The sequence below is a fragment of the Pseudomonas sp. Marseille-QA0892 genome (assembly GCF_054950135.1).
This window is the reverse complement of record NZ_CM143104.1, coordinates 1,107,099-1,127,141: the sequence shown is the minus strand read 5'-3', so window position 1 is coordinate 1,127,141 and position 20,043 is coordinate 1,107,099. Positions and strand designations below refer to the sequence as shown.

General features: G+C 59.3%; 18 protein-coding genes. 3 read left to right on the top strand and 15 right to left on the bottom strand.

From position 1 onward, the window contains the following. Positions 1 to 73: 73 nt before the first annotated feature. The 7 genes from ACY8D3_RS05090 to ACY8D3_RS05060 all read right to left on the bottom strand — a co-directional run bounded on the left by ACY8D3_RS05090 (position 74) and on the right by ACY8D3_RS05060 (position 6,136). Positions 74 to 985, bottom strand: a complete 912-nt coding sequence (locus tag ACY8D3_RS05090) for a DUF368 domain-containing protein (protein WP_462382198.1) — start codon at positions 983 to 985, stop codon at positions 74 to 76. Between the two features lie 74 nt (positions 986 to 1,059). Then, positions 1,060 to 1,695, bottom strand: a complete 636-nt coding sequence (locus ACY8D3_RS05085) for a protein-L-isoaspartate(D-aspartate) O-methyltransferase (protein ID WP_462384249.1) — start codon at positions 1,693 to 1,695, stop codon at positions 1,060 to 1,062. Positions 1,696 to 1,736: 41 nt separating this feature from the next. Continuing rightward, on the bottom strand, positions 1,737 to 2,486 hold the full coding sequence (gene surE / locus ACY8D3_RS05080) for a 5'/3'-nucleotidase SurE (protein WP_462382196.1): 750 nt from the start codon (positions 2,484 to 2,486) through the stop codon (positions 1,737 to 1,739). Beyond that, positions 2,486 to 3,532 (bottom strand): tRNA pseudouridine(13) synthase TruD, encoded by a 1,047-nt coding sequence (gene truD / locus ACY8D3_RS05075; protein ID WP_462382194.1) that lies wholly within the window; start codon positions 3,530 to 3,532, stop codon positions 2,486 to 2,488. The genes surE and truD overlap by 1 nt, the downstream gene beginning before the upstream one ends. After that, the gene (ispF, locus tag ACY8D3_RS05070) at positions 3,529 to 4,002 is read right to left on the bottom strand and encodes a 2-C-methyl-D-erythritol 2,4-cyclodiphosphate synthase (RefSeq protein WP_462382192.1); all 474 of its coding nucleotides are present in this window, start codon (positions 4,000 to 4,002) and stop codon (positions 3,529 to 3,531) included. Before ispF ends, truD begins: the two co-directional genes overlap by 4 nt. A 116-nt stretch (positions 4,003 to 4,118) precedes the next feature. Further along, positions 4,119 to 4,958 carry an S-formylglutathione hydrolase gene (gene fghA, locus ACY8D3_RS05065; RefSeq protein ID WP_462382190.1) on the bottom strand — a complete coding sequence of 280 codons (840 nt, stop codon included), beginning with the start codon at positions 4,956 to 4,958 and terminating at the stop codon, positions 4,119 to 4,121. Between the two features lie 65 nt (positions 4,959 to 5,023). Beyond that, entirely contained in the window at positions 5,024 to 6,136 is a 1,113-nt protein-coding gene (locus tag ACY8D3_RS05060; RefSeq protein ID WP_462382188.1) for an S-(hydroxymethyl)glutathione dehydrogenase/class III alcohol dehydrogenase, read from the bottom strand. Positions 6,137 to 6,235: 99 nt separating this feature from the next. Here ACY8D3_RS05060 and ACY8D3_RS05055 point away from each other — a divergent pair, with 99 nt between their 5' ends. The 3 genes from ACY8D3_RS05055 to ACY8D3_RS05045 all read left to right on the top strand — a co-directional run bounded on the left by ACY8D3_RS05055 (position 6,236) and on the right by ACY8D3_RS05045 (position 8,768). Continuing rightward, positions 6,236 to 7,138, top strand: coding sequence for a LysR family transcriptional regulator (locus ACY8D3_RS05055; RefSeq protein WP_462382186.1), 903 nt, complete (start codon positions 6,236 to 6,238; stop codon positions 7,136 to 7,138). Positions 7,139 to 7,243: 105 nt separating this feature from the next. Further along, entirely contained in the window at positions 7,244 to 7,558 is a 315-nt protein-coding gene (locus ACY8D3_RS05050; RefSeq protein ID WP_462382184.1) for an HPF/RaiA family ribosome-associated protein, read from the top strand. 49 nt (positions 7,559 to 7,607) lie between these two features. After that, complete coding sequence (locus ACY8D3_RS05045) at positions 7,608 to 8,768, top strand: baeRF3 domain-containing protein (RefSeq protein ID WP_462382182.1); 1,161 nt, start codon at positions 7,608 to 7,610, stop codon at positions 8,766 to 8,768. Positions 8,769 to 8,810: 42 nt separating this feature from the next. On the opposite strand, the gene ispD is transcribed toward ACY8D3_RS05045, so the two are convergent. The 8 genes from ispD to dnaE form a co-directional block, all read right to left on the bottom strand. Beyond that, positions 8,811 to 9,515 (bottom strand): 2-C-methyl-D-erythritol 4-phosphate cytidylyltransferase, encoded by a 705-nt coding sequence (gene ispD, locus ACY8D3_RS05040; RefSeq protein WP_462382180.1) that lies wholly within the window; start codon positions 9,513 to 9,515, stop codon positions 8,811 to 8,813. A gap of 4 nt (positions 9,516 to 9,519) precedes the next feature. Next, positions 9,520 to 9,801: a cell division protein FtsB gene (gene ftsB, locus ACY8D3_RS05035; protein ID WP_462382178.1), complete on the bottom strand. Its 282-nt coding sequence runs from the start codon at positions 9,799 to 9,801 to the stop codon at positions 9,520 to 9,522. Positions 9,802 to 9,862: 61 nt separating this feature from the next. Next, positions 9,863 to 11,152, bottom strand: a complete 1,290-nt coding sequence (gene eno, locus ACY8D3_RS05030) for a phosphopyruvate hydratase (protein ID WP_462382176.1) — start codon at positions 11,150 to 11,152, stop codon at positions 9,863 to 9,865. Positions 11,153 to 11,295: 143 nt separating this feature from the next. Beyond that, positions 11,296 to 12,141: a 3-deoxy-8-phosphooctulonate synthase gene (gene kdsA / locus ACY8D3_RS05025; protein WP_462382174.1), complete on the bottom strand. Its 846-nt coding sequence runs from the start codon at positions 12,139 to 12,141 to the stop codon at positions 11,296 to 11,298. Continuing rightward, the gene (locus ACY8D3_RS05020) at positions 12,138 to 13,769 is read right to left on the bottom strand and encodes a CTP synthase (protein WP_462382172.1); all 1,632 of its coding nucleotides are present in this window, start codon (positions 13,767 to 13,769) and stop codon (positions 12,138 to 12,140) included. Before ACY8D3_RS05020 ends, kdsA begins: the two co-directional genes overlap by 4 nt. A gap of 150 nt (positions 13,770 to 13,919) precedes the next feature. After that, positions 13,920 to 15,269, bottom strand: a complete 1,350-nt coding sequence (gene tilS, locus ACY8D3_RS05015; RefSeq protein WP_462382170.1) for a tRNA lysidine(34) synthetase TilS — start codon at positions 15,267 to 15,269, stop codon at positions 13,920 to 13,922. 121 nt (positions 15,270 to 15,390) lie between these two features. Further along, positions 15,391 to 16,341, bottom strand: a complete 951-nt coding sequence (locus ACY8D3_RS05010; protein ID WP_462382168.1) for an acetyl-CoA carboxylase carboxyltransferase subunit alpha — start codon at positions 16,339 to 16,341, stop codon at positions 15,391 to 15,393. Between the two features lie 126 nt (positions 16,342 to 16,467). Continuing rightward, positions 16,468 to 19,989 carry a DNA polymerase III subunit alpha gene (gene dnaE, locus ACY8D3_RS05005; protein ID WP_462382166.1) on the bottom strand — a complete coding sequence of 1,174 codons (3,522 nt, stop codon included), beginning with the start codon at positions 19,987 to 19,989 and terminating at the stop codon, positions 16,468 to 16,470. Positions 19,990 to 20,043 lie beyond the last annotated feature (54 nt).

Sequence of the window (20,043 nt, the reverse complement as noted above, 5' to 3'; positions counted from 1 at the left end):
TGGCATATAGACGGCGCAAGGCCGTAAACATTCGCAATTTACTTGAAGTCTTACGCGTAAGCTAAGCAGCGGCTTAGGCAACCTGCTCTTGTCGGGGCTGAGCATTTGCGACGCGATCGATGATGACCACGATCAGGAAGCCACAAACCGCAGCGATGATCGCTGACAGCAGTTGCGCCTCATACCCACTGATTTCGGCGTATGTCCACGGCAGCACATTCGTCCTGGCGACGTCGGACCCAGCAACGGGCAGACTCCAGGGCCAGACCTTATTTAGCGAACCGAGCATAATCCCGGTAAGCGTCGCCAGTGCAACATTGCGCCAGCGAGCGAGCATCCAGCGAAGCACATGCGCAAAAGCCAGCAACCCGAACGCGCAACCTGACGCAAACACTGCCAGTACACCGAGCTGGAATGTATGAATGGCAGCGAGAATGAACGGGTAAAGACCTAGGAGCAGTAATATGAAGCTACCCGATAGTCCCGGCAGGATCATAGCGCTAATGGCGATGGCCCCAGCGAAGAACAGGCTTGGGTAATCCGTGCCCCACTCGATCGGAGACGCAACCGTAATCCACCATCCCAAGATTGCGCCAGCGGCGAGCCCTGCCACCGTAGTCGCGCGCCAGGCGGTGATTTGACGAACCACCAAAAGACACGAAACGAGCACAAGCCCAAACATGAAGGACCACATCGGGATTGGATGTGACTCCAGGAGGTAGGTGACGAGCTTGGCGAGCGTAACCAGACTACAGAGGATCCCGGTTAATAGCACTGGCAGGAACCAGCCGTTAGCTGCCTTCCATGCCTCCGCAAAACGTCCACGGAGCACAGCAATACCGGCGCGTGGCAGCGAGGCAATGGACTTTAGCAATTCATCATAGATGCCGGTCACGAACGCGATGGTCCCGCCGGACACGCCAGGGACCACGTCGGCTGCGCCCATGGCGACGCCTTTCGCGAAGAGCAATACGAGCTTTTTCATTCAGAAACCTTTACGTCTGATCCGAGAGATACGCATCGGATAAATGGCCGCGGGCTACGCCACGGCCGGCCCGATCAGATTACCGGGCCATTGAGCAGCGGGACGAACCGAACCGGATCGAGCATGTAGTGCGCAAAACCATCCGCCTCGCGAATGATCAGCTGCAAGTGCTGAACATCGCCTGTACCAACTGGAATGACCAGGCGACCACCCGGTGCGAGTTGATCCAACAAGGCTTGCGGCACTTCAGTCGCGGCAGCGGTCACGATGATGCCGTTGTAGGGTGCAAGCGCAGGCCAGCCTTCCCAGCCGTCGCCCCACCGAAACACCACGTTTCTGAGCTTCAGCTCGACTAAACGTTCCTTGGCACGATCCTGTAACGCCTGGATGCGCTCAACGGAGAAGACTCGCTCCACTAATTGAGCCAATACAGCGGTTTGGTATCCCGAGCCTGTGCCAATCTCCAACACCTTGTCCAGCGGGCCAGCAGCTAATAGTAGCTCGCTCATGCGAGCCACCATGAACGGTTGGGAGATGGTCTGGTTGTGCCCGATGGGGAGGGACGAATCTTCATAGGCACGATGGGAAAGCGCCTCATCGACGAACAGGTGACGCGGCGTGCGCCGGATCACATCGAGCACCCGGGCATCGGTAAGCCCTTCGTCGGTAAGACGCTGAATCAGGCGCTCTCGGGCACGCTGGGATGTCATCCCTGAGCCGCTACGAAGCCGCCCTTCTTGCTCACGGCTCATCACAACAGCCCCTCCAGCCAGCTATCGAGGCCTGCGAAGGCCTCATGAAACGTACGATCCAGCTGCAACGGCGTGATCGACACGTACCCCTGCATCACAGCGTGGAAATCGGTACCCGGTCCACCATCCTCGGCATCGCCGGATACCGATATCCAATAGCCTGCCTTTCCGCGAGGGTTTACTTCTCGGACCGGCGGCTTGGCGCGGGCGCGGTGCCCAAGACGGGTCAGTTTGAACCCGCGGATATGCTCAAACGGAAGATTTGGAATATTGACGCTGAGCACCGTGCGAGGTGGCACATCGAGCTTCACGTGCCCTTCCACCAACATGCGAGCGATGCGTGCAGCGGCAGGCAGGTTATCGGGTGTTCGTGACACCAATGAGAACGCAAATGCGGGACGTCCCGAGAAACGACCTTCTATAGCTGCGGCTACGGTTCCCGAGTAGAGGACGTCGTCGCCTAGATTGGCGCCCAGATTGATACCGGATACCACCAGGTCGGGCGTATGAGGCAGCAAGCCATTCATTCCGAGGTGCACGCAGTCGGTTGGCGAACCGTTGATCCCAACGAAGCCATTGGGCATCGTCACGGGATGAAGCGGTCGATCCAGCGTGAGTGCGCTGCTGGCGCCACTCATGTCCTGGATCGGAGCGACGACGCTGCAATCGGCATAGTCCGCCAGCGCGTCGTACAGCGCGGCGAGGCCGGGTGCATACACCCCGTCGTCGTTGGCGATCAGAATATGCATCAAGTGTCCATGTGTCCCGCCGGAACGAGGTCGACGAGTTCGCGTACGACGGACGTCGCGAAGCAGCCGGATGGCAGGATGAATTCCAGTTGCAGAATGTCAGGTGCGGGATAATGCCACGCCAGGCGATTTATGGGGAGGCGCAGAATGCGCCGTTCGTGCGTCAGACCAGCGGTCGCTAGCCAATTCGCCAATGCCGGCTGCCCGGCTGCGACGGCCCGCTCGAGCGCCTGTATAGCATGGGTGGCGGGGCTCTCGCCCTCTCCCCATAGTGGCCCGGTTGGGTGCAAATCCAGTGCTTCCAGGCGGGGATCGGCACATTCGGCTTCGCCCGCCGGGAAGAAGCTCCGGCTGTCCGTGAATGCGAGAAGGTCGCCTGGACAGGCTCGGTTCCAGCTATGCGCCTCGACACGCTGGGCAAGGACGCGGTTGAACAACCAGCTTCTCCCCGCTGATAGCGTACGCGAGCGCAGGTTGCGCGAATGGGGCAATTCGCCATTGGCCGCAAACTGCAGCGCAGTGGAAACGTTGCCGCCGTCGAAGCCGAAACGCTGCGGCCCGAAATAATTGGGGACGCCGTGATTCTGAATGGTTGAAAGCCGCTGCTCCAACATATCGCGATCGGCGCTCAGGCCAGTCAACCGGAGCGTAAAGCCATTCGCCGCATGAGCGCCGCGGTGCAGCTTCCGCTGATGTCGCACCACGCGCGCAATCTTGAGGTGGTCGTCTTCGGCTGCGGACAGGTCGGGGTCGGCCTTACCGGGCAGGTGGAGACTGAACCATTGGCGCGTCAGCGCATGCTTGTCCTTGATGCCCGCGTAGCTTACGGCGCGCTGAGGCAAGCGTGCAGCGCGGGCCAGTTTTCTGGCTGCATCTTCAGTATTGAGGTCACGCTTTTCGACCCAGAGCCAAAGATGCTCGCCCTCGCCCGACAACGGAATGTCCAACACCTCGTCGACCTGAAAATCCTCTGCCGTAGCCTTGAGGACAGCAGAACCGCACGCAGCCCCGTGGGCGCGAGGCCCCAGCAACTCTGCTTCGGTCATCTGGCCAGCAACAACGCAACAGCGTGCACGGCAATACCCTCTTCGCGGCCGACGAACCCAAGTCGCTCGGTAGTAGTCGCTTTCACGTTCACCTGACCGACATCACTTTGCAGATCTTCGGCAATACATGAACGCATGGCCTCGATGTGAGGTGCCATACGGGGCGCTTGCGCCGCGATGGTGATATCCACGTTACCGACGCGCCAGCCCTTCTCGTGAATGAGCGACACGACCTGACGCAGCAGGACTCGGCTGTCCGCACCCTTGTAGGCGGGATCGTTATCGGGGAAGTGACGACCGATGTCGCCGAGAGCCGCTGCACCGAGCAGCGCGTCGCTTAGGGCGTGGAGCGCGACATCACCGTCGGAATGAGCAACCAGCCCTTGCGAATGCGGGATTTGCACCCCGCCCAGAACGATGAACTCGCCCTCACCAAATCGATGGACGTCGAAGCCGTGGCCGATACGCATGTTATGACTGCCTTACGAATGTTCGGCCAGCATGATAGCCCAAACCGTGCCTGCCTCGCTGACGCGCCGGGTAGCCATCCGCGAGCCGCCCGGCGTAACCGGGCGGCTTGGCTGGCTCAGCCCCTCAGGGCTTCGGCATGGTGGCGAAGGTGATCCTCGATGAAGGATGCGATGAAGTAGTAGCTGTGATCGTAGCCTGGCTGCATTCGCAATGTCAGAGGATGAGAAGCCGCCTTCGCCGCAGCTTCAAGAGCCTGTGGCTTAAGCTGTCCCTCCAGGAAATCATCTCGATCCCCCTGGTCCACCAGAATCGGCAGCCTTTCCTGTGCGTCGGCGATGAGCGAGCACGCATCCCATTCCTTCCACTGGCTTCGCTCCTCACCCAGATATTGCCCCAACGCTTTCTCACCCCAGGGGACATTAGCGGGATTGGTGATCGGCGCAAATGCCGATACGGAGCGGTATCGACCGGGGTTCTTCAGCGCGCAGATCAGCGCACCGTGCCCACCCATCGAATGGCCGGAGATGGCTCGGGCATCCGAGACCGGGAAATTTGCTTCGACCAGCGCTGGCAGCTCCTGCACCACATAGTCGTACATACGGTAGTAACGGGACCACGGCTCCTGGGTGGCGTTGACGTAGAAGCCGGCGCCGAGGCCGAAATCGTACGCACCGGCCGGATCGTCAGGAACACCTTCGCCACGGGGGCTGGTATCGGGCGCAACGATGACAAGACCCAGTTCGGCCGCCATGCGTTGAGCACCCGCTTTCTGCATGAAGTTCTCATCTGTGCAGGTCAGCCCGCTGAGCCAATAAAGCACAGGCAGCTTGGCACCCTGCTCAGCTTGCGGAGGCAGGTATACCGCAAACACCATGTCGCAGTTGAGCGAAGTCGAGCGATGGCGGTAGCGTTTGTGCCACCCTCCAAAACTCTTGTTACTGGAAACGATTTCCATGGGCTCTCCTGTCAAGCGGACACGTCACGGCCCGGTCCAATGACCAGACCGCGGCTACCACTGAATCAATAGTGAATGACAGAGCGAATGCTCTTGCCTTCATGCATCAGTTCGAAGGCATGGTTGATGTCGTCCAATCCCATCGTGTGGGTAATGAACGTATCGAGCGGAATCTCGCCCTTCTGCGATTTTTCGACGTAGCTTGGCAGCTCGGTACGTCCCTTGACGCCGCCGAACGCACTTCCACGCCAGACGCGGCCGGTTACCAACTGGAATGGACGCGTGCTGATTTCCTGTCCAGCGCCCGCGACGCCGATGATGATCGATTCGCCCCAGCCCTTGTGAGCGCACTCGAGCGCGGCACGCATCAACTGAACGTTACCCACGCACTCGAAGCTATAGTCGACGCCGCCATCCGTCATCTCGATGATGACGTCCTGGATCGGCTTGTCGTGCTCTTTAGGGTTTACGAAATCGGTGGCGCCCAGGTCCTTCGCAATATCGAACTTCGCCGGGTTGATGTCGATGGCGATGATCCTTGATGCCTTGGCCATCTTTGCCCCAATGATGGCTGCGAGACCGATTCCACCCAGACCGAAGATGGCGACGGTCGCGCCTTCTTCCACTTTGGCGGTATTGAGCACCGCGCCAATGCCGGTCGTCACACCACAACCGAGCAGGCACACCTTTTCTAGAGGAGCCTCCTTCGGAATCTTCGCGACCGAGACTTCCGGCAAAACGGTGTACTCGGAAAAGGTCGAGCAACCCATGTAGTGATAGATCGGTTCGCCGTTGTAGGAGAACCGGCTCGTGCCGTCCGGCATCAAGCCCTTACCCTGAGTGGCCCGTACCGAGCTGCAGAGGTTGGTTTTGCCGGATTTGCAGAACTTGCACTGTCCGCACTCGGCGGTGTAGAGCGGAATCACGTGGTCACCGACTTGAACGGATGTCACGCCGTCTCCGACCGCTTCGACAATACCGCCGCCCTCGTGGCCCAGGATGGCCGGAAAGACGCCTTCGGAGTCGGCGCCGGACAGCGTGTAGGCATCGGTGTGGCACACGCCGGTCGCAACGATGCGGATCAGCACTTCGCCCGCTTTGGGCGGCTCGACATCGACCTCGACGATCTTTAGTGGCTCGTTCGGAGCAAACGCAACAGCAGCTCTGGATTTGATCACGGCTAATCCCCGGTGAGTGACAAAACGTTAGTTTAATTCAACGTCGTGATGGGATAATCCGCAAAACGTAAATTCATCATTGCTGCGCAGGGATAATACGTGTCGTCGTACGGGTGGGACGGGCTTGAGGAATTCGTGGCGGTGGCAGAAGCAGGCAGCTTTCAAGGCGCGGCCCAGCGCCTGAGAGTCTCTTCGTCACACGTGAGCCGACAGATAGCAAGGCTGGAAGAGCGGGTCCAGACACGACTGCTGTACCGCACGACACGTCGGGTTTCTCTGACCGAGGCCGGTCGAACCTTTCTTCTCCGGTGTCAGCATCTGATTGATGAGCGAGACCGCGCCTTCTCGGCACTTGGCGAGATGCACCGCGAGCCGACAGGGCTACTTCGAATGACCGCAGCCGTGGCATATGGCGAGCGGTTTATCGTACCTATCGTCAACGCGTTCATGAGCCGCCACCCGCAGCTGAGGGTGGAAATCGAGTTGACCAACCGAACGGTCGACATCGTACAGGAAGGCTACGATCTGGCGATTCGCCTCGGTCGATTGCAGGAATCCCGACTGGTCGCGACCCGTATCGCTCCACGCGCCTTGTACCTCTGCGCAGCGCCTGCCTACCTCGCGCACTACGGTCGACCCCACACCCTATCTGAGCTTTCCAATCATAATTGTCTGATCGGAACGAGTGATCACTGGAGCTTTCAGCAAGGTGGCCGCGAACAGAGCTTCCGCCCGTCTGGCAACTGGCGGTGCAACAGTGGTGAAGCCGTGCTTGACGCCGCGCTACGGGGGTTTGGCTTATGCCAGTTACCGGACTACTACGTTCAAGGCCCCCTGCGCAGTGGCGAGCTCATCTCCCTATTGCCGGGCAACGCGCCACCGAATACTGCAGTTTGGGCCGTCTACCCGCAGCAACGTCTCGTCTCGCCCAAGGTCTCTCAGTTGGTCTCGGCGCTGAAGACCGAACTGGCGAAGCGGTCGGAATACACTGCAACTATTTGATTTCAGCCAGCTGTCCGGGAAATGGGAACCGACCCGACTGCGCCCTCGTCGATAGTTCTAGGTAGAGCCAATGGCACTACCGGCTTCAGTCACGAGGAGCGATCTATGCAAATTCTGGTGAACAGCAACCATAGCGTGTCAATCCCGGCCGATCATGAGGACCGAATACGCGCAACCGTCGAATCCGAAGTCGCTCGTTTCGAAGATCACTTGACCCGAATCGAAGTGCACCTCACGGACGAGAACGGCGGCAAAAGTGGCGCACAGGACAAACGCTGTCAGATCGAAGCCCGGGTCAAGTCTCACGAGCCCGTCTCCGTCACCCATAAGGCCGATTCTTTCGACCTTGCCGTCGAGGGCGCAGCCACAAAGCTAAATCACGCGCTCGACCACACTATGGGCAAGCTGCGCCGCATCTGAACCGGATTTACTACCGCGAAGGAGCGCTATCCAACACGAGGAGAGATTCATGATCCAGACGTTGAATCAGGATACGATCACCCAATTGATGGCCCGCCGTGGAGCCCCAGCACTTTCACTGTACCAGCCGACGCATCGTAGCTTCCCGGAGCGCCAGCAGGATCCGATTCGCTTCCGTCATCTGGTCGAGCGACTCGAGTCGTCGCTCAAGGCCCAGTTCCCTGAAATGGGCACCGACATTCTCAAGCCGTTCCATGCCCTCCAGGCGGATGCAGATTTCTGGAATCATAACCAGGACGGTCTTGCGATCTTCGCGGGCCAGGATTACTTCGAGATCTTCCGCCTCCAACGTACCGTCGTGGAACAGGCGATCGTCAATGACCGGCCGCACGTCAAACCGCTGCTACGCGTTGTCCAGTCTGCCGACCGCTACCAGGTGCTTTGCCTGAGCCGGGATTCAATCCGCCTGTTCGAGGGCAATCGCTACTCGCTCGACGAGATCCAGCCACCCGAAGGCGTTCGTACACTGGAGGAAGCGCTTGGCGAGGAAAAGACACCCCGCGGTCAACATGGGTTCCCGCAAGGATTCGGGCGAGCAAGCGAGCGCGGCGACGCGATGCAGCATAGTGCAGGCGGTGGTGGCAAACAGGACGAAGTGGACAAGGACGAAGAGCGCTACTTCCGAGCCGTCGACAAAGCGATTCTCGAACAGTGCTCACGCGAGTCACGATTGCCGCTGATACTTCTGGCGCTACCTGAGCAGCAGGCGCATTTTCGTCGTCTTAGCCATAACGACTTCCTGCTTGCCGATGGCATCGAAATGGCGTCCTCAAATATTGATATCAACGTCGTGAAGGCCAAAGCATGGGAAGTGATGTTGCCTCAGTACTTGAAGCGACTGGATGGTCTCCTGGATCGCTACGGCGTCTCCCACGGCCAAGGGCTGGCTACGGATCAGCTTGAAGAAATTGGCTCCTCCGCGACCGGCAACCGTGTCGCCACACTGCTTGTAGAGGCGGATCGAGACATTCCGGCTTTCATGGATACGAAGGACGGCTCGCTGATGCCCGCGAAGGAGCAAGGCAGCAATGCCCCGGACCTACTGGAAGAGCTGTCGATTCGCGTGATCGAAAACGGTGGAGAGGTTGTCGTCGTCCCTGCAGACCGCATGCCCAGCCGTACCGGCGCAGCCGCGATCTATCGGTTCTGATCGCGTACCGGACCAGGCCTCTTCGGTGGCCTGGTCCTACCCTCAGTGCGCCCAGTGACGCTCCAGCCACTCTAGATCGTCCGGCCGGGTGATCTTCAGATTGTCCCCCCGCCCTTCCACAAGGCGTGGCGCGTATCCCGCCCATTCAAGGGCTGATGCTTCATCGGTGACATTGACCCCAGCGGCCAGGGCTTCCGCTATGGAAGTTTGCAGGAGGCCAAGACGAAACATCTGCGGTGTGAATGCCTGCCAGACCAGAGAGCGATCCAATGTAGCCTCGACTCGACCGTCGACACCGGCACGCTTGAGTGTGTCTCGCACCGGCGCAGCGAGGATTCCACCAACCGCATCGTTGCCGACCGCAGCGAGCAAGCGGTCAAGGTCTTCCCGCTGAAGGTTTGGCCGAGCCGCATCATGCACCAGGACCCAGTCGTCCTCATGTGCGCCTCGCTCCGCCAAGAGAAGCAACGCATTGAGAACGGATACCGCGCGCTCGGCGCCGCCACTGGCACGAATGACGTCTGGCCTCGTGGCACAGGCAAGTCCCTGCCAGTAAGGATCTTCTTCGGCGACGCTTACGACGATGCCTTCCAATGTCGGATGGTCAGAAAAACAATTAATCGTGTGCTCGAGAATTGTCAGGCCTGAGACCTGAAGGTACTGCTTGGGGCGATCAGCTCGCATACGGCTGCCAATACCGGCAGCCGGTATCACCGCCCAAAAGGAAGGAAGGGATGGCTGGCCCATGATCTTACTCAGCCAGCTGGTACAGCGTTTCACCTTCCTTGACCATGCCCAGCTCATGCCGTGCACGTTCCTCGACGGTTTCCATACCTTTCTTCAACTCCATCACTTCCGCTTCAAGCACGCGATTGCGTTCTTGGAGGCGCTCGTTTTCGCCCCGCTGCTCCGAGATCTGCTGCTTGAGTTCGGTCACCTGAGCCAGGCTTCCTTCGCCCACCCATAGCCTGTACTGCAGCCCAAACAGGACCAATACGAGGGAAAAAATCAGCCAGTAAGACGCTTTGGACATGGAGGAACTTCGGGTAAAAGTGAAAGGAGCGGCATTTGCCGCCCCTTTTACCATTACCGAATCAACCGCGGAACTCAGTGCGGCCACGGTAAGGGGCCTTTCCGCCCAGCTGCTCTTCGATCCGCAGCAATTGGTTGTACTTGGAAACGCGATCCGAGCGGCACAGCGAACCCGTCTTGATCTGGCCAGCTGCTGTCCCTACGGCGAGGTCAGCAATGGTCGAATCTTCTGTTTCACCGGAGCGGTGCGAAATTACCGCGGTGTAGCCGGCTGCTTTCGCCATCTGAATGGCTTCGAGCGTTTCGGTCAACGATCCGATCTGGTTGAACTTGATCAGGATGGAATTGCCGATGCCCTTATCGATGCCTTCCTTCAGGATCTTGGTGTTGGTCACGAACAGGTCGTCACCGACAAGCTGCACCTTTGCACCGATCTTGTCGGTCAGGCCTTTCCAGCCATCCCAGTCGGACTCGTCCATGCCATCCTCGATCGAGATGATCGGATAGCGCTGAGTCAGCCCGGCCAGGTAATCAGCGAAGCCGGCAGCATCGAACGCTTTCCCTTCGCCGGACAGGTCGTATTTGCCGTCCTTGTAGAATTCGCTAGAAGCGCAGTCCAGAGCAAGGGTGATATCTGTACCGAGGGTGTAGCCCGCCTTTTCGACGGCTTCGGCAATTGCACCAAGCGCGTCTTCGTTGGAGCTCAGGTTTGGCGCGAAGCCACCCTCATCACCCACGGCTGTGTTCAACCCGCGGGCCTTCAATACAGCCTTGAGGTGATGGAAAATTTCCGCACCCATGCGCAGCGCGTCGGCAAAGGTCTTGGCACCTACCGGCTGCACCATGAATTCCTGGATGTCGACGTTGTTATCCGCATGCTCGCCGCCGTTGATGATGTTCATCATTGGCACTGGCATCGAGTACTGGCCTGGCGTGCCGTTCAGGTTGGCAATATGGGCGTACAGGGGCAGGTCCTGGTCCTGAGCGGCGGCCTTGGCTGCAGCCAGAGACACAGCGAGAATAGCGTTCGCGCCCAGATTGGCCTTGTTCTCGGTACCGTCGAGGTCGATCATCGTGCGGTCGAGCGCCTTTTGGTCGACTGGGTCCTTACCCATGAGCGCGTCACGGATTGGGCCATTGATGTTGGCGACTGCCTTGAGTACGCCCTTGCCCAGGTACCGGCTCTTGTCGCCGTCGCGCAGTTCCAGCGCTTCACGTGATCCGGTCGAGGCTCCCGACGGTGCACAAGCGCTACCGACGATGCCGTTATCCAGAATCACATCGGCTTCCACGGTGGGGTTACCGCGAGAGTCGAGAACTTCACGTCCTTTGATGTCGACGATTTTTGCCATTGTTATCAGCACTCCAGGTTTGAAGATAATCGCTGCACGAGATGCGGCAGGACTCGGGGACTGACCGCTGAAAAGCGAGCCAGTTCCAGTGACCGCCGGGCTGCCCTCACCCAAGGCACAGCATCAGAACCAAGAAACGGCCGTCAGGCCGTTTCGATTGGGGCAAATCCTTTGATGAGCGTATCCAGTTGCTTGAGCTGAGCCAGGAACGGCTCGAGCTTGTCGAGGCGGAGCGCACAGGGGCCGTCGCACTTGGCATTTTCCGGATCCGGATGGGCTTCAAGGAACAGCCCGGCAAGCCCCTGGCTCATGCCTGCCTTTGCCAAATCGGTCACCTGGGCCCTACGACCACCGGCGGAATCCGAGCGCCCGCCCGGCATCTGCAAGGAGTGAGTCACATCGAACATGATCGGATACTCGAACTGCTTCATGATGCCGAAGCCGAGCATATCGACGACCAGGTTGTTGTACCCAAAGGACGTGCCACGCTCGCACAGGATCAACTGATCGTTCCCAGCCTCTTCACATTTGGAGAGGATGTGCTTCATTTCTTGAGGCGCCAGGAACTGCGCTTTCTTGATATTGATGACAGCGCCGGTCTTGGCCATAGCCACCACCAGATCAGTCTGGCGCGACAGGAAGGCAGGAAGCTGGATGATGTCGCACACTTCAGCCACAGGCGCTGCCTGATACGGCTCATGGACATCAGTGATGATCGGAACGTTAAAGGTCTTCTTGACCTCCTCGAAGATCTTCAGCCCCTCGTCTAGGCCCGGGCCCCGGAACGAGTTGATCGACGAGCGATTGGCCTTGTCGAAGCTTGCCTTGAATACGTACGGGATACCGAGCTTGCTGGTCACCTCAACATAGGCTTCGCAAATCTTCAGCGCCAAATCGCGCGACTCGAGTACGTTCATTCCGCCAAACAAGACCATCGGCTTGTCGTTCGCGAGCTCGATATCGCGAACGCGGATCGTTTTCTGCGTCATGCCTTGCGCGCCTTGTGTGCGGACGCCGCATTGACGAAGCCGCTGAACAGCGGATGTCCATCACGAGGCGTCGAGGTGAACTCGGGGTGGAACTGGCAGGCCACGAACCAAGGATGATCTGGCGCCTCGACCACTTCCACCAGCGCGCCGTCACCGGAGCGACCGGTGACTTTCAGGCCGGCTTCGATCAATTGAGGCAGCAGGTTATTGTTCACCTCATAGCGGTGACGATGCCGCTCCACAATGACGTCGCTACCGTAAACCTCACGGACGCGAGTACCGGCTTCAAGCTGGCATTCCTGCGCACCCAGGCGCATCGTGCCACCGAGATCGGATGCTTCGGTCCGTATTTCAGTCGCGCCGGTCGAGTCCTGCCATTCGGTGATGAGGCCAACTACAGGGTGTCCGCTGGCACGGTCAAATTCCGTGGAATTTGCGTCTGTCCAGCCCAACACGCTGCGAGCGAACTCGATAACAGCGACCTGCATGCCGAGGCAGATACCGAGATACGGGATCTTGTTCTCACGTGCATGGCGAACGGTCGCGATCTTCCCTTCGACGCCGCGCAGGCCGAACCCGCCCGGCACCAGGATCGCATCCACCCCTTCAAGCAGCGATGTACCCTTGGTTTCGATGTCTTCGGAATCGATGTATCGGACGTTGACCTTCGTGCGGTTCTGGATGCCTGCATGGCTCAGCGCTTCGATGAGCGACTTGTACGCATCCAACAGTTCCATGTACTTGCCGACCATGGCGATGGTGACTTCACGCTCGGGATTGAGCTTCGCATCGACGACGCGATCCCACTCGGAGAGATCCGCACCATTGCAGGTAAGGCCGAACCGTTCGACCACGAAGTCATCCAGGCCCTGAGCGTGCAGGACGCCCGGAATCTTGTAGATGGTGTCGACGTCCTGCAGGCTGATCACTGCACGCTCTTCAACGTTGGTGAACAGAGCAATCTTGCGACGCGAGGACACGTCCACCGGGTGGTCGGAGCGGCAAATAAGCACATCTGGCTGGAGGCCGATCGAACGCAGCTCCTTGACAGAGTGCTGGGTCGGCTTGGTCTTGGTCTCGCCCGCCGTCGCAATGTAGGGCACGAGCGTCAGATGCATCAGCATGGCACGCTTGGCGCCCACTTCGACGCGTAGCTGACGAATCGCTTCGAGGAAAGGCTGGGACTCGATGTCCCCTACGGTACCGCCGATCTCGACAAGTGCGACGTCTGCATCACCAGCACCCTTGATGATGCGGCGCTTGATTTCGTCAGTGATGTGCGGAATCACCTGGATGGTCGCCCCCAGGTAATCGCCACGACGTTCACGACGCAGCACGTCTTCATAAACGCGGCCGGTCGTGAAATTGTTGTTCTGGGTCATCGTCGTGCGGATGAAGCGCTCGTAGTGGCCCAAGTCGAGGTCGGTCTCGGCGCCGTCGTGGGTGACGAACACCTCACCGTGCTGGAACGGGCTCATGGTGCCGGGATCCACGTTGATATAGGGATCCAGCTTCAGCATGGTGACCTTCAGGCCCCGCGCCTCCAGGATAGCCGCCAAAGATGCCGAGGCGATGCCTTTCCCCAATGAAGAAACAACACCGCCCGTGACGAAGATGTAGCGCGTCATAAAAACCCTAGATTTCAGCGTTAAAGCGGCAAGGCCGCGGGGAAGCAAAAGGAGCGTGTCGACGACACAAAAAACGAACCGCCACGAATGTCGGACGACGTTCGCGGAAGCTGTATCAAGACGGGAGCGTAGTCTACTGGATAACCGTCATCAGCTCAAACCCATGTCGTTCGTCGGAGGTGACCAATCGAATCGCGCGCCCTGCGCCTCAAAAGAGGAGAGCCCCGGAAGATTGGCCACAGCGACCAGCACGCCGTTCTGGAAGATAAGAGGCAAGCGTCCTCTCACGAATGTAGGCACGATGCTTTCGTTCAATAATCGCTTGAGATCGCGATGACCTCGACCCGGGATACTGATCCGCTCGCCTCCAGCCCGATAGCCAACGGTGATGATGCCCGTGAGCCCGTGCCCGGAGTGCGTGAGTGTCCCGTTGCCAGCCAGGTCGAGCGGGCGCGATAGATCAGCCCACGTTTGCGCAGCGGCCGGCACATCGAAATTCGCCCAGCGATCAGCCAACCACCAGACCCGACCTGCTGAACGCTGAAGCAGCCCATGTCGCAATCGCCATATGGGAGATGCACCGGTCTGCGCGTCACGCAGTGCGCGCCAACCATGCCAATGCTCCGTCTCCGGCTGCTCACCGAATGGTTGCAACCAACGCCGCAGCACGTTTCGCTGCCGTGCAGGAGACAGCTGCACCAGTGCCTGGAAATCCAAGGAGGGTATGGCCAGCCAGGGCCAGGTGCTGGGTTTGTTGGCTCCAACCAGGTCATCATCGGCCAACTCTTCAAGTAGCGCCTGAGCTTCGCCAAGGTGGCGCGCCGCGCGGGCAATGCTATCGCCTGCACGAGGCCACTGCCGCTTGATAACGGGGAGAACTTCACTGCGAAGGTAATTTCTGGCGAGGGCGATATCCCGGTTCGAGGGGTCGTCGACCCATTCCAGCTCCATCTCGCCTGCCACACAGGCCAACTGGTTACGTGCCACATCGAGAAGCGGGCGCACCAGGCACCCCTGCCCCAGCGCACGCGACCCGGGCATGCCCGCTAGCCCACGGACACCGGCACCGCGGAATAGACGAAACATGAACGTTTCGATCTGGTCATCCCGGTGATGCCCGAACACAAGTACATCACCCGTCGCCAGGCCATCGCCAAGCGCACGATAGCGAGCCTCACGGGCCATGGCCTCCAGGCTCGCGCCGACTGGTACCCGGACACGCGAAACCTGCAGGGGGATGCCAAGCGAGTCGCATTGACGCTGGCAGTGCTGGGCCCATACATCAGCGGCTGCCTGCAGCCCATGGTGTACATGGTGGGCGTGCACGGGTGGCACAAGCCCCCTTGTATGCAAGCCCGCCAGAAGATGAAGCAACAGCATCGAGTCGAGCCCACCCGACAGCGCAACGACCACACGATGGGCGTCCCGCCACGGGCTCAGGCACTCCAGCAGATGGGACTCAAGGTCTGCTCTACTGCAGAATGATCGCTTGGGTGACATGTCGTAGCTCGCGAAACCCCGGAATGGGATGTAGCCTCACCGAGGCACAGCTGTCAGGGTGGAGCGCATCCGTAAAGCGGATGGAGAGGGATGCCTCCCGAGCGGGAGGCATCCAAAACAATCAGGCGATGCCGTAGCTCATCAGGCGCTCGTAGCGCTGCTCGAGCAGCCCAGCAGTGTCCAGCACCTTGAGTTCACCCAACTGCTCGACGAGCAGGTCGCGAATAGCATGTGCCGCCTCGACTGGAGAGCGATGCGCACCGCCCAGCGGCTCATCTATCACCTTGTCGACAATCCCCAGGCCCGCCAGGCGCTCTGCAGTGATGCCCATTGCCTCGGCTGCATCGGGTGCTTTCTCGGCAGTCTTCCACAGGATTGACGCGCAGCCCTCAGGTGAAATCACGGAATAGGTTGAGTACTGAAGCATATTGAGCCGGTCACAGACGCCGATGGCGAGCGCACCGCCGGATCCGCCTTCCCCGATTACAGTCGAAATGATCGGCGTCTTGAGCCGCGCCATCACGCGCAGGTTCCAGGCGATCGCCTCGCTCTGACCACGCTCTTCCGCATCGATACCCGGGTAGGCACCGGGCGTGTCAATAAAGGTCAGGATCGGCATCTTGAAGCGTTCAGCCATTTCCATGAGGCGGCATGCCTTGCGATAGCCCTCAGGACGAGGCATCCCAAAGTTGCGGCGTACCTTCTCGCGCACTTCGCGGCCTTTCTGGTGGCCGATGATCATCACGGGCTCGTCTTCCAGACGGGCCACGCCACCGACGATCGCGGCATCATCGGAGAAGTGGCGGTCGCCATGGAGCTCATCGAACTCGGTAAAGATGTGCTGGATGTAATCCAGGGTGTACGGCCGCTGCGGATGCCGGGCCAGGCGTGCGATCTGCCAGCTAGTCAAACTGCTGAAGATGCTCTCGGTCAACGACTGGCTCTTGTCCTGGAGACGTGCGATCTCATCACCAATGTTCAAGGAGTTGTCGTTACCGACCAGTCGCAATTCCTCAATCTTGGCTTGCAGGTCGGCAATCGGCTGTTCGAAGTCGAGATAGTTTGGGTTCATAGGCATCCGTCATACGTCAGCGGCCAAGATGGCCGGCGGCTGATCCAGTCAAACGCCGTAAGATACGTGATACGGCGTGCCTGGGTCGACCACAAGTGTCGAATCGATATCGAAAAAGCTTCGATATCAACGATAGTTCAAGAAGACGTTGTCACGACCGAACTGGTCACGCAGCGCCTGAATCAAGTTATCAGCCGGATCGATCTTCCACTGATCGCCGAACTGAAGCATCGCTCGCGCAGACTGACTGCTGTAGTCCAATGTGATGGGGCAGCCTCCGCGATGACGACCGAAAAGCTCTGCCATCCAGCGCAACCGATCCCCTTGAAGGGCACCTGCGTCAACCTTGACTCGCAAGCTCTCGGCAAGGGAAGTACGGGCGTCCTCGAGGCCCATCACCCGCTTGGCGCGCAACCTCAAGCCGCCCGAAAAATCATCTTGGCTGACTTCTCCTTCGACGACGACCAGTGCGTCAGTCTGCAGCAGCGTCTGAGCGGCATGGAATGCTTCGGAGAAGAGTGATGCTTCGATTCGCCCAGACCGGTCGTCCAGGGTGATGAAGCCCATCTTGTCGCCCTTTTTGTTCTTCATCACACGAAGGTTGACGATCAGCCCTGCCACCGTCTGCTCGCCGCGCGCCGGCTTGAGCTCTACGATGCGCTGGCGTGCAAAGCGACGAATTTCCCCCTCATATTCGTCGATGGGGTGGCCAGTAAGATACAGGCCAAGCGTCTCCTTCTCGCCGCGCAAGCGCTCCTTGAGCGAAAGCTCCTTTGCCTTGCGATGGTTGGCGTAGACATCCGATTCTGCCTCGGCGAAGACCCCGCCAAACAGGTCCATGTGGCCACTGTCGTGGCTTCGTGCTGTCTGCTCTGCCGCATGGATTGCTTCCTCCATGGAGGCCAGGAGGATCGCGCGGTTAAGATCGACAGTCGCCTGGTAGGCCTTCATCTCATCGTTGTAGCAGGGCCCGAGGCGATCCAGTGCGCCGGATCGGATCAAGGCTTCGAGTGTACGTTTGTTCACACGCTTGAGATCGATGCGACTACAGAAGTCGAACAGATCCTTGAACGGCCCACCTTCGGCGCGGCACGTCACGATCTCCTCTACAGGCCCCTCCCCCACGCCCTTGATCGCGCCAAGGCCATAGACGATCCGCCCATCTTCGTTCACCGTGAACTTGAATTCGGACATGTTGACGTCCGGCGCATCGATGCGCAGCTTCATGTTCCGGCATTCCTCGATCAGGATCACCACCTTGTCGGTGTTGTGCATATCCGCCGAGAGTACCGCGGCCATGAATGGCGCAGGATAGTGTGCCTTTAGCCAAGCCGTCTGGTAGGAAACCAGGCCGTACGCAGCCGAGTGCGACTTGTTGAATCCGTAACCGGCAAACTTTTCCACCAGGTCGAAAATGTTGCCTGCCAGGTCCGCGTCGATTCCGTTGTTGGCACACCCTTCGATGAAGCCGCCCCGCTGCTTAGCCATCTCCTCGGGCTTCTTCTTGCCCATCGCGCGACGAAGCATGTCGGCCTGACCCAGCGTATAGCCGCCCATGACCTGTGCGATCTGCATCACCTGTTCCTGATACAGGATGATGCCGTAGGTTGGCTTGAGCACGGGCTCAAGGCCTGCGTATTGGTAGTCCGGGTGCGGATAGGAGAGTTCTGCGCGGCCATGCTTCCGGTTAATGAAGTCGTCCACCATGCCGGATTGCAGCGGGCCCGGACGGAAGAGCGCCACGAGGGCGATCATGTCTTCCAGACAGTCAGGCTTGAGCTTTTTGATCAGCTCCTTCATCCCGCGCGATTCGAGCTGGAAGACGGCCGTTGTTTCGGCCTTCTGCAGCATGTCGAACGTTTTCTTGTCATCGAGGGGGATGAAGTCGATGTTGAGCGGGTCCTCACCCTGCTCCGCTCGCTTCCGATTGATGGTCTCCAACGCCCACTTGATGATCGTGAGGGTACGCAGACCGAGGAAGTCGAACTTCACCAGTCCTGCCTGCTCGACGTCGTCCTTGTCGAACTGGGTCACGAGACCGCCACCGCCCTCGTCGCACGCGATTGGCGAAAAGTCGGTCAGCTTGGTAGGCGCAATGACCACGCCGCCAGCGTGCTTGCCGGTACCGCGGGTGATGCCCTCCAACTTCAGGGACATGTCCCAGATTTCTTGGGCTTCCTCATCGGACTTCAGAAAGTCGCGAAGTATCTCTTCCTGCTCATAGGCCTTTTCAAGGGTCATCCCCACTTCGAACGGGATCATCTTTGAAAGTCGATCGGCGAGTCCGTAAGACTTGCCCTGCGCGCGCGCCACGTCGCGAACCACGGCTTTCGCCGCCATGGTCCCGAAGGTAATGATCTGGCTGACCGCATTGCGCCCGTAGGCCTCGGCCACATACTCGATCACGCGGTCGCGGCCATCCATGCAGAAGTCGACGTCGAAGTCCGGCATCGAGATACGTTCGGGATTGAGGAAGCGCTCGAAGAGCAAATCGTAGGCAAGCGGGTCCAGGTCAGTAATCTTAAGCACATAGGCCACCAGCGACCCTGCGCCCGAACCCCGACCAGGCCCTACGGGCACATCGTTATTCTTGGCCCATTTGATGAAGTCCATCACGATGAGGAAGTAGCCCGGGAACCCCATCTGAATGATGATATCGAGCTCGAAGTTCAGGCGTTCGATGTAGACCTGTTTCTTCGCCTCGTAATCTGGCGTGTCCTTGGGCAGCAGCACGGCGAGGCGCTCTTCGAGCCCTTCGAAAGACACCTGACGAAGATAGTCGTCGATCGTCATGCCTTCCGGAATCGGGAAGTTCGGCAGGAAGTACTTCCCTAGCTGAACCTCAATATTGCATCGCTTGGCGATCTCGACCGTATTTTCGAGCGCTTCAGGGAGGTCCGAGAACAGCTCCCACATTTCCTCTGGCGATTTGAGATATTGCTGGTCCGAGTAGTGACGGATGCGTCGCGGATCGCCAAGCGCTCGGCCCTCGCCTATGCAGACCCGCGTCTCGTGCGCTTCGAAATCGTCCTGCTTGAGGAAGCGAACATCATTCGTGGCCACCAGCGGCACACCACAACGGTCCGCCAGCGCCACGGCAGCATGAACGTGTTCTTCGTCTCCGACCCGGGCCGTGCGCTGGACCTCGAGGTAGAAGCGATCCGGGAATGCATCGAGCCATTCCCTGAGCAGGCGCTCGGCCTTGGCGGGTTCACCATCGAGCAACGCACGCCCGACTTCGCCCTCGCGAGCGCCGGATAGTGCTATGAGCCCTTCTGAGGCCTCCTTGACCCAGTGCCGCTGGATAATGACCAGATCGTTGCTCTGGCCGTCCATCCACCCGCGCGAAATGAGTTCAGTGAGGTTGCGGTAACCCTTGCCGTTCATCGCCAACAGCGACATACGCGTGAGCGGACCATCCTCATCCTCGCTGGCGAGCCAGATATCAGCGCCACATATCGGCTTTACCCCGGCTCCCATCGCAGCCTTGTAGAACTTTACCAACGAACACATATTGCTCTGGTCGGTAACGGCTACAGCCGCCATGCCCGTACCGGCGACCGCCTTGATCAGCGGCTTTACGCGAACGATGCCATCGACTAGGGAATACTCGGTGTGCAGACGAAGGTGAACGAACTTGGCGACCATGAAAGCTCTACTGACGCGAATGAAACGAGGCCCGGATTGTACCGGGCCTTGGGC

Bases quoted from the DNA above. Each gene is read 5' to 3' on its own strand.
- ACY8D3_RS05090 (WP_462382198.1), bottom strand. From the start codon at position 985: ATGAAAAAGCTCGTATTGCTCTTCGCGAAAGGCGTCGCCATGGGCGCA.
- ACY8D3_RS05085 (WP_462384249.1), bottom strand. From the start codon at position 1,695: ATGACATCCCAGCGTGCCCGAGAGCGCCTGATTCAGCGTCTTACCGAC.
- surE (WP_462382196.1), bottom strand. From the start codon at position 2,486: ATGCATATTCTGATCGCCAACGACGACGGGGTGTATGCACCCGGCCTC.
- truD (WP_462382194.1), bottom strand. From the start codon at position 3,532: ATGACCGAAGCAGAGTTGCTGGGGCCTCGCGCCCACGGGGCTGCGTGC.
- ispF (WP_462382192.1), bottom strand. From the start codon at position 4,002: ATGCGTATCGGCCACGGCTTCGACGTCCATCGATTTGGTGAGGGCGAG.
- fghA (WP_462382190.1), bottom strand. From the start codon at position 4,958: ATGGAAATCGTTTCCAGTAACAAGAGTTTTGGAGGGTGGCACAAACGC.
- ACY8D3_RS05050 (WP_462382184.1), top strand. From the start codon at position 7,244: ATGCAAATTCTGGTGAACAGCAACCATAGCGTGTCAATCCCGGCCGAT.
- ACY8D3_RS05045 (WP_462382182.1), top strand. From the start codon at position 7,608: ATGATCCAGACGTTGAATCAGGATACGATCACCCAATTGATGGCCCGC.
- ispD (WP_462382180.1), bottom strand. From the start codon at position 9,515: ATGGGCCAGCCATCCCTTCCTTCCTTTTGGGCGGTGATACCGGCTGCC.
- ftsB (WP_462382178.1), bottom strand. From the start codon at position 9,801: ATGTCCAAAGCGTCTTACTGGCTGATTTTTTCCCTCGTATTGGTCCTG.
- eno (WP_462382176.1), bottom strand. From the start codon at position 11,152: ATGGCAAAAATCGTCGACATCAAAGGACGTGAAGTTCTCGACTCTCGC.
- kdsA (WP_462382174.1), bottom strand. From the start codon at position 12,141: ATGACGCAGAAAACGATCCGCGTTCGCGATATCGAGCTCGCGAACGAC.
- ACY8D3_RS05020 (WP_462382172.1), bottom strand. From the start codon at position 13,769: ATGACGCGCTACATCTTCGTCACGGGCGGTGTTGTTTCTTCATTGGGG.
- tilS (WP_462382170.1), bottom strand. From the start codon at position 15,269: ATGTCACCCAAGCGATCATTCTGCAGTAGAGCAGACCTTGAGTCCCAT.
- ACY8D3_RS05010 (WP_462382168.1), bottom strand. From the start codon at position 16,341: ATGAACCCAAACTATCTCGACTTCGAACAGCCGATTGCCGACCTGCAA.
- dnaE (WP_462382166.1), bottom strand. From the start codon at position 19,989: ATGGTCGCCAAGTTCGTTCACCTTCGTCTGCACACCGAGTATTCCCTA.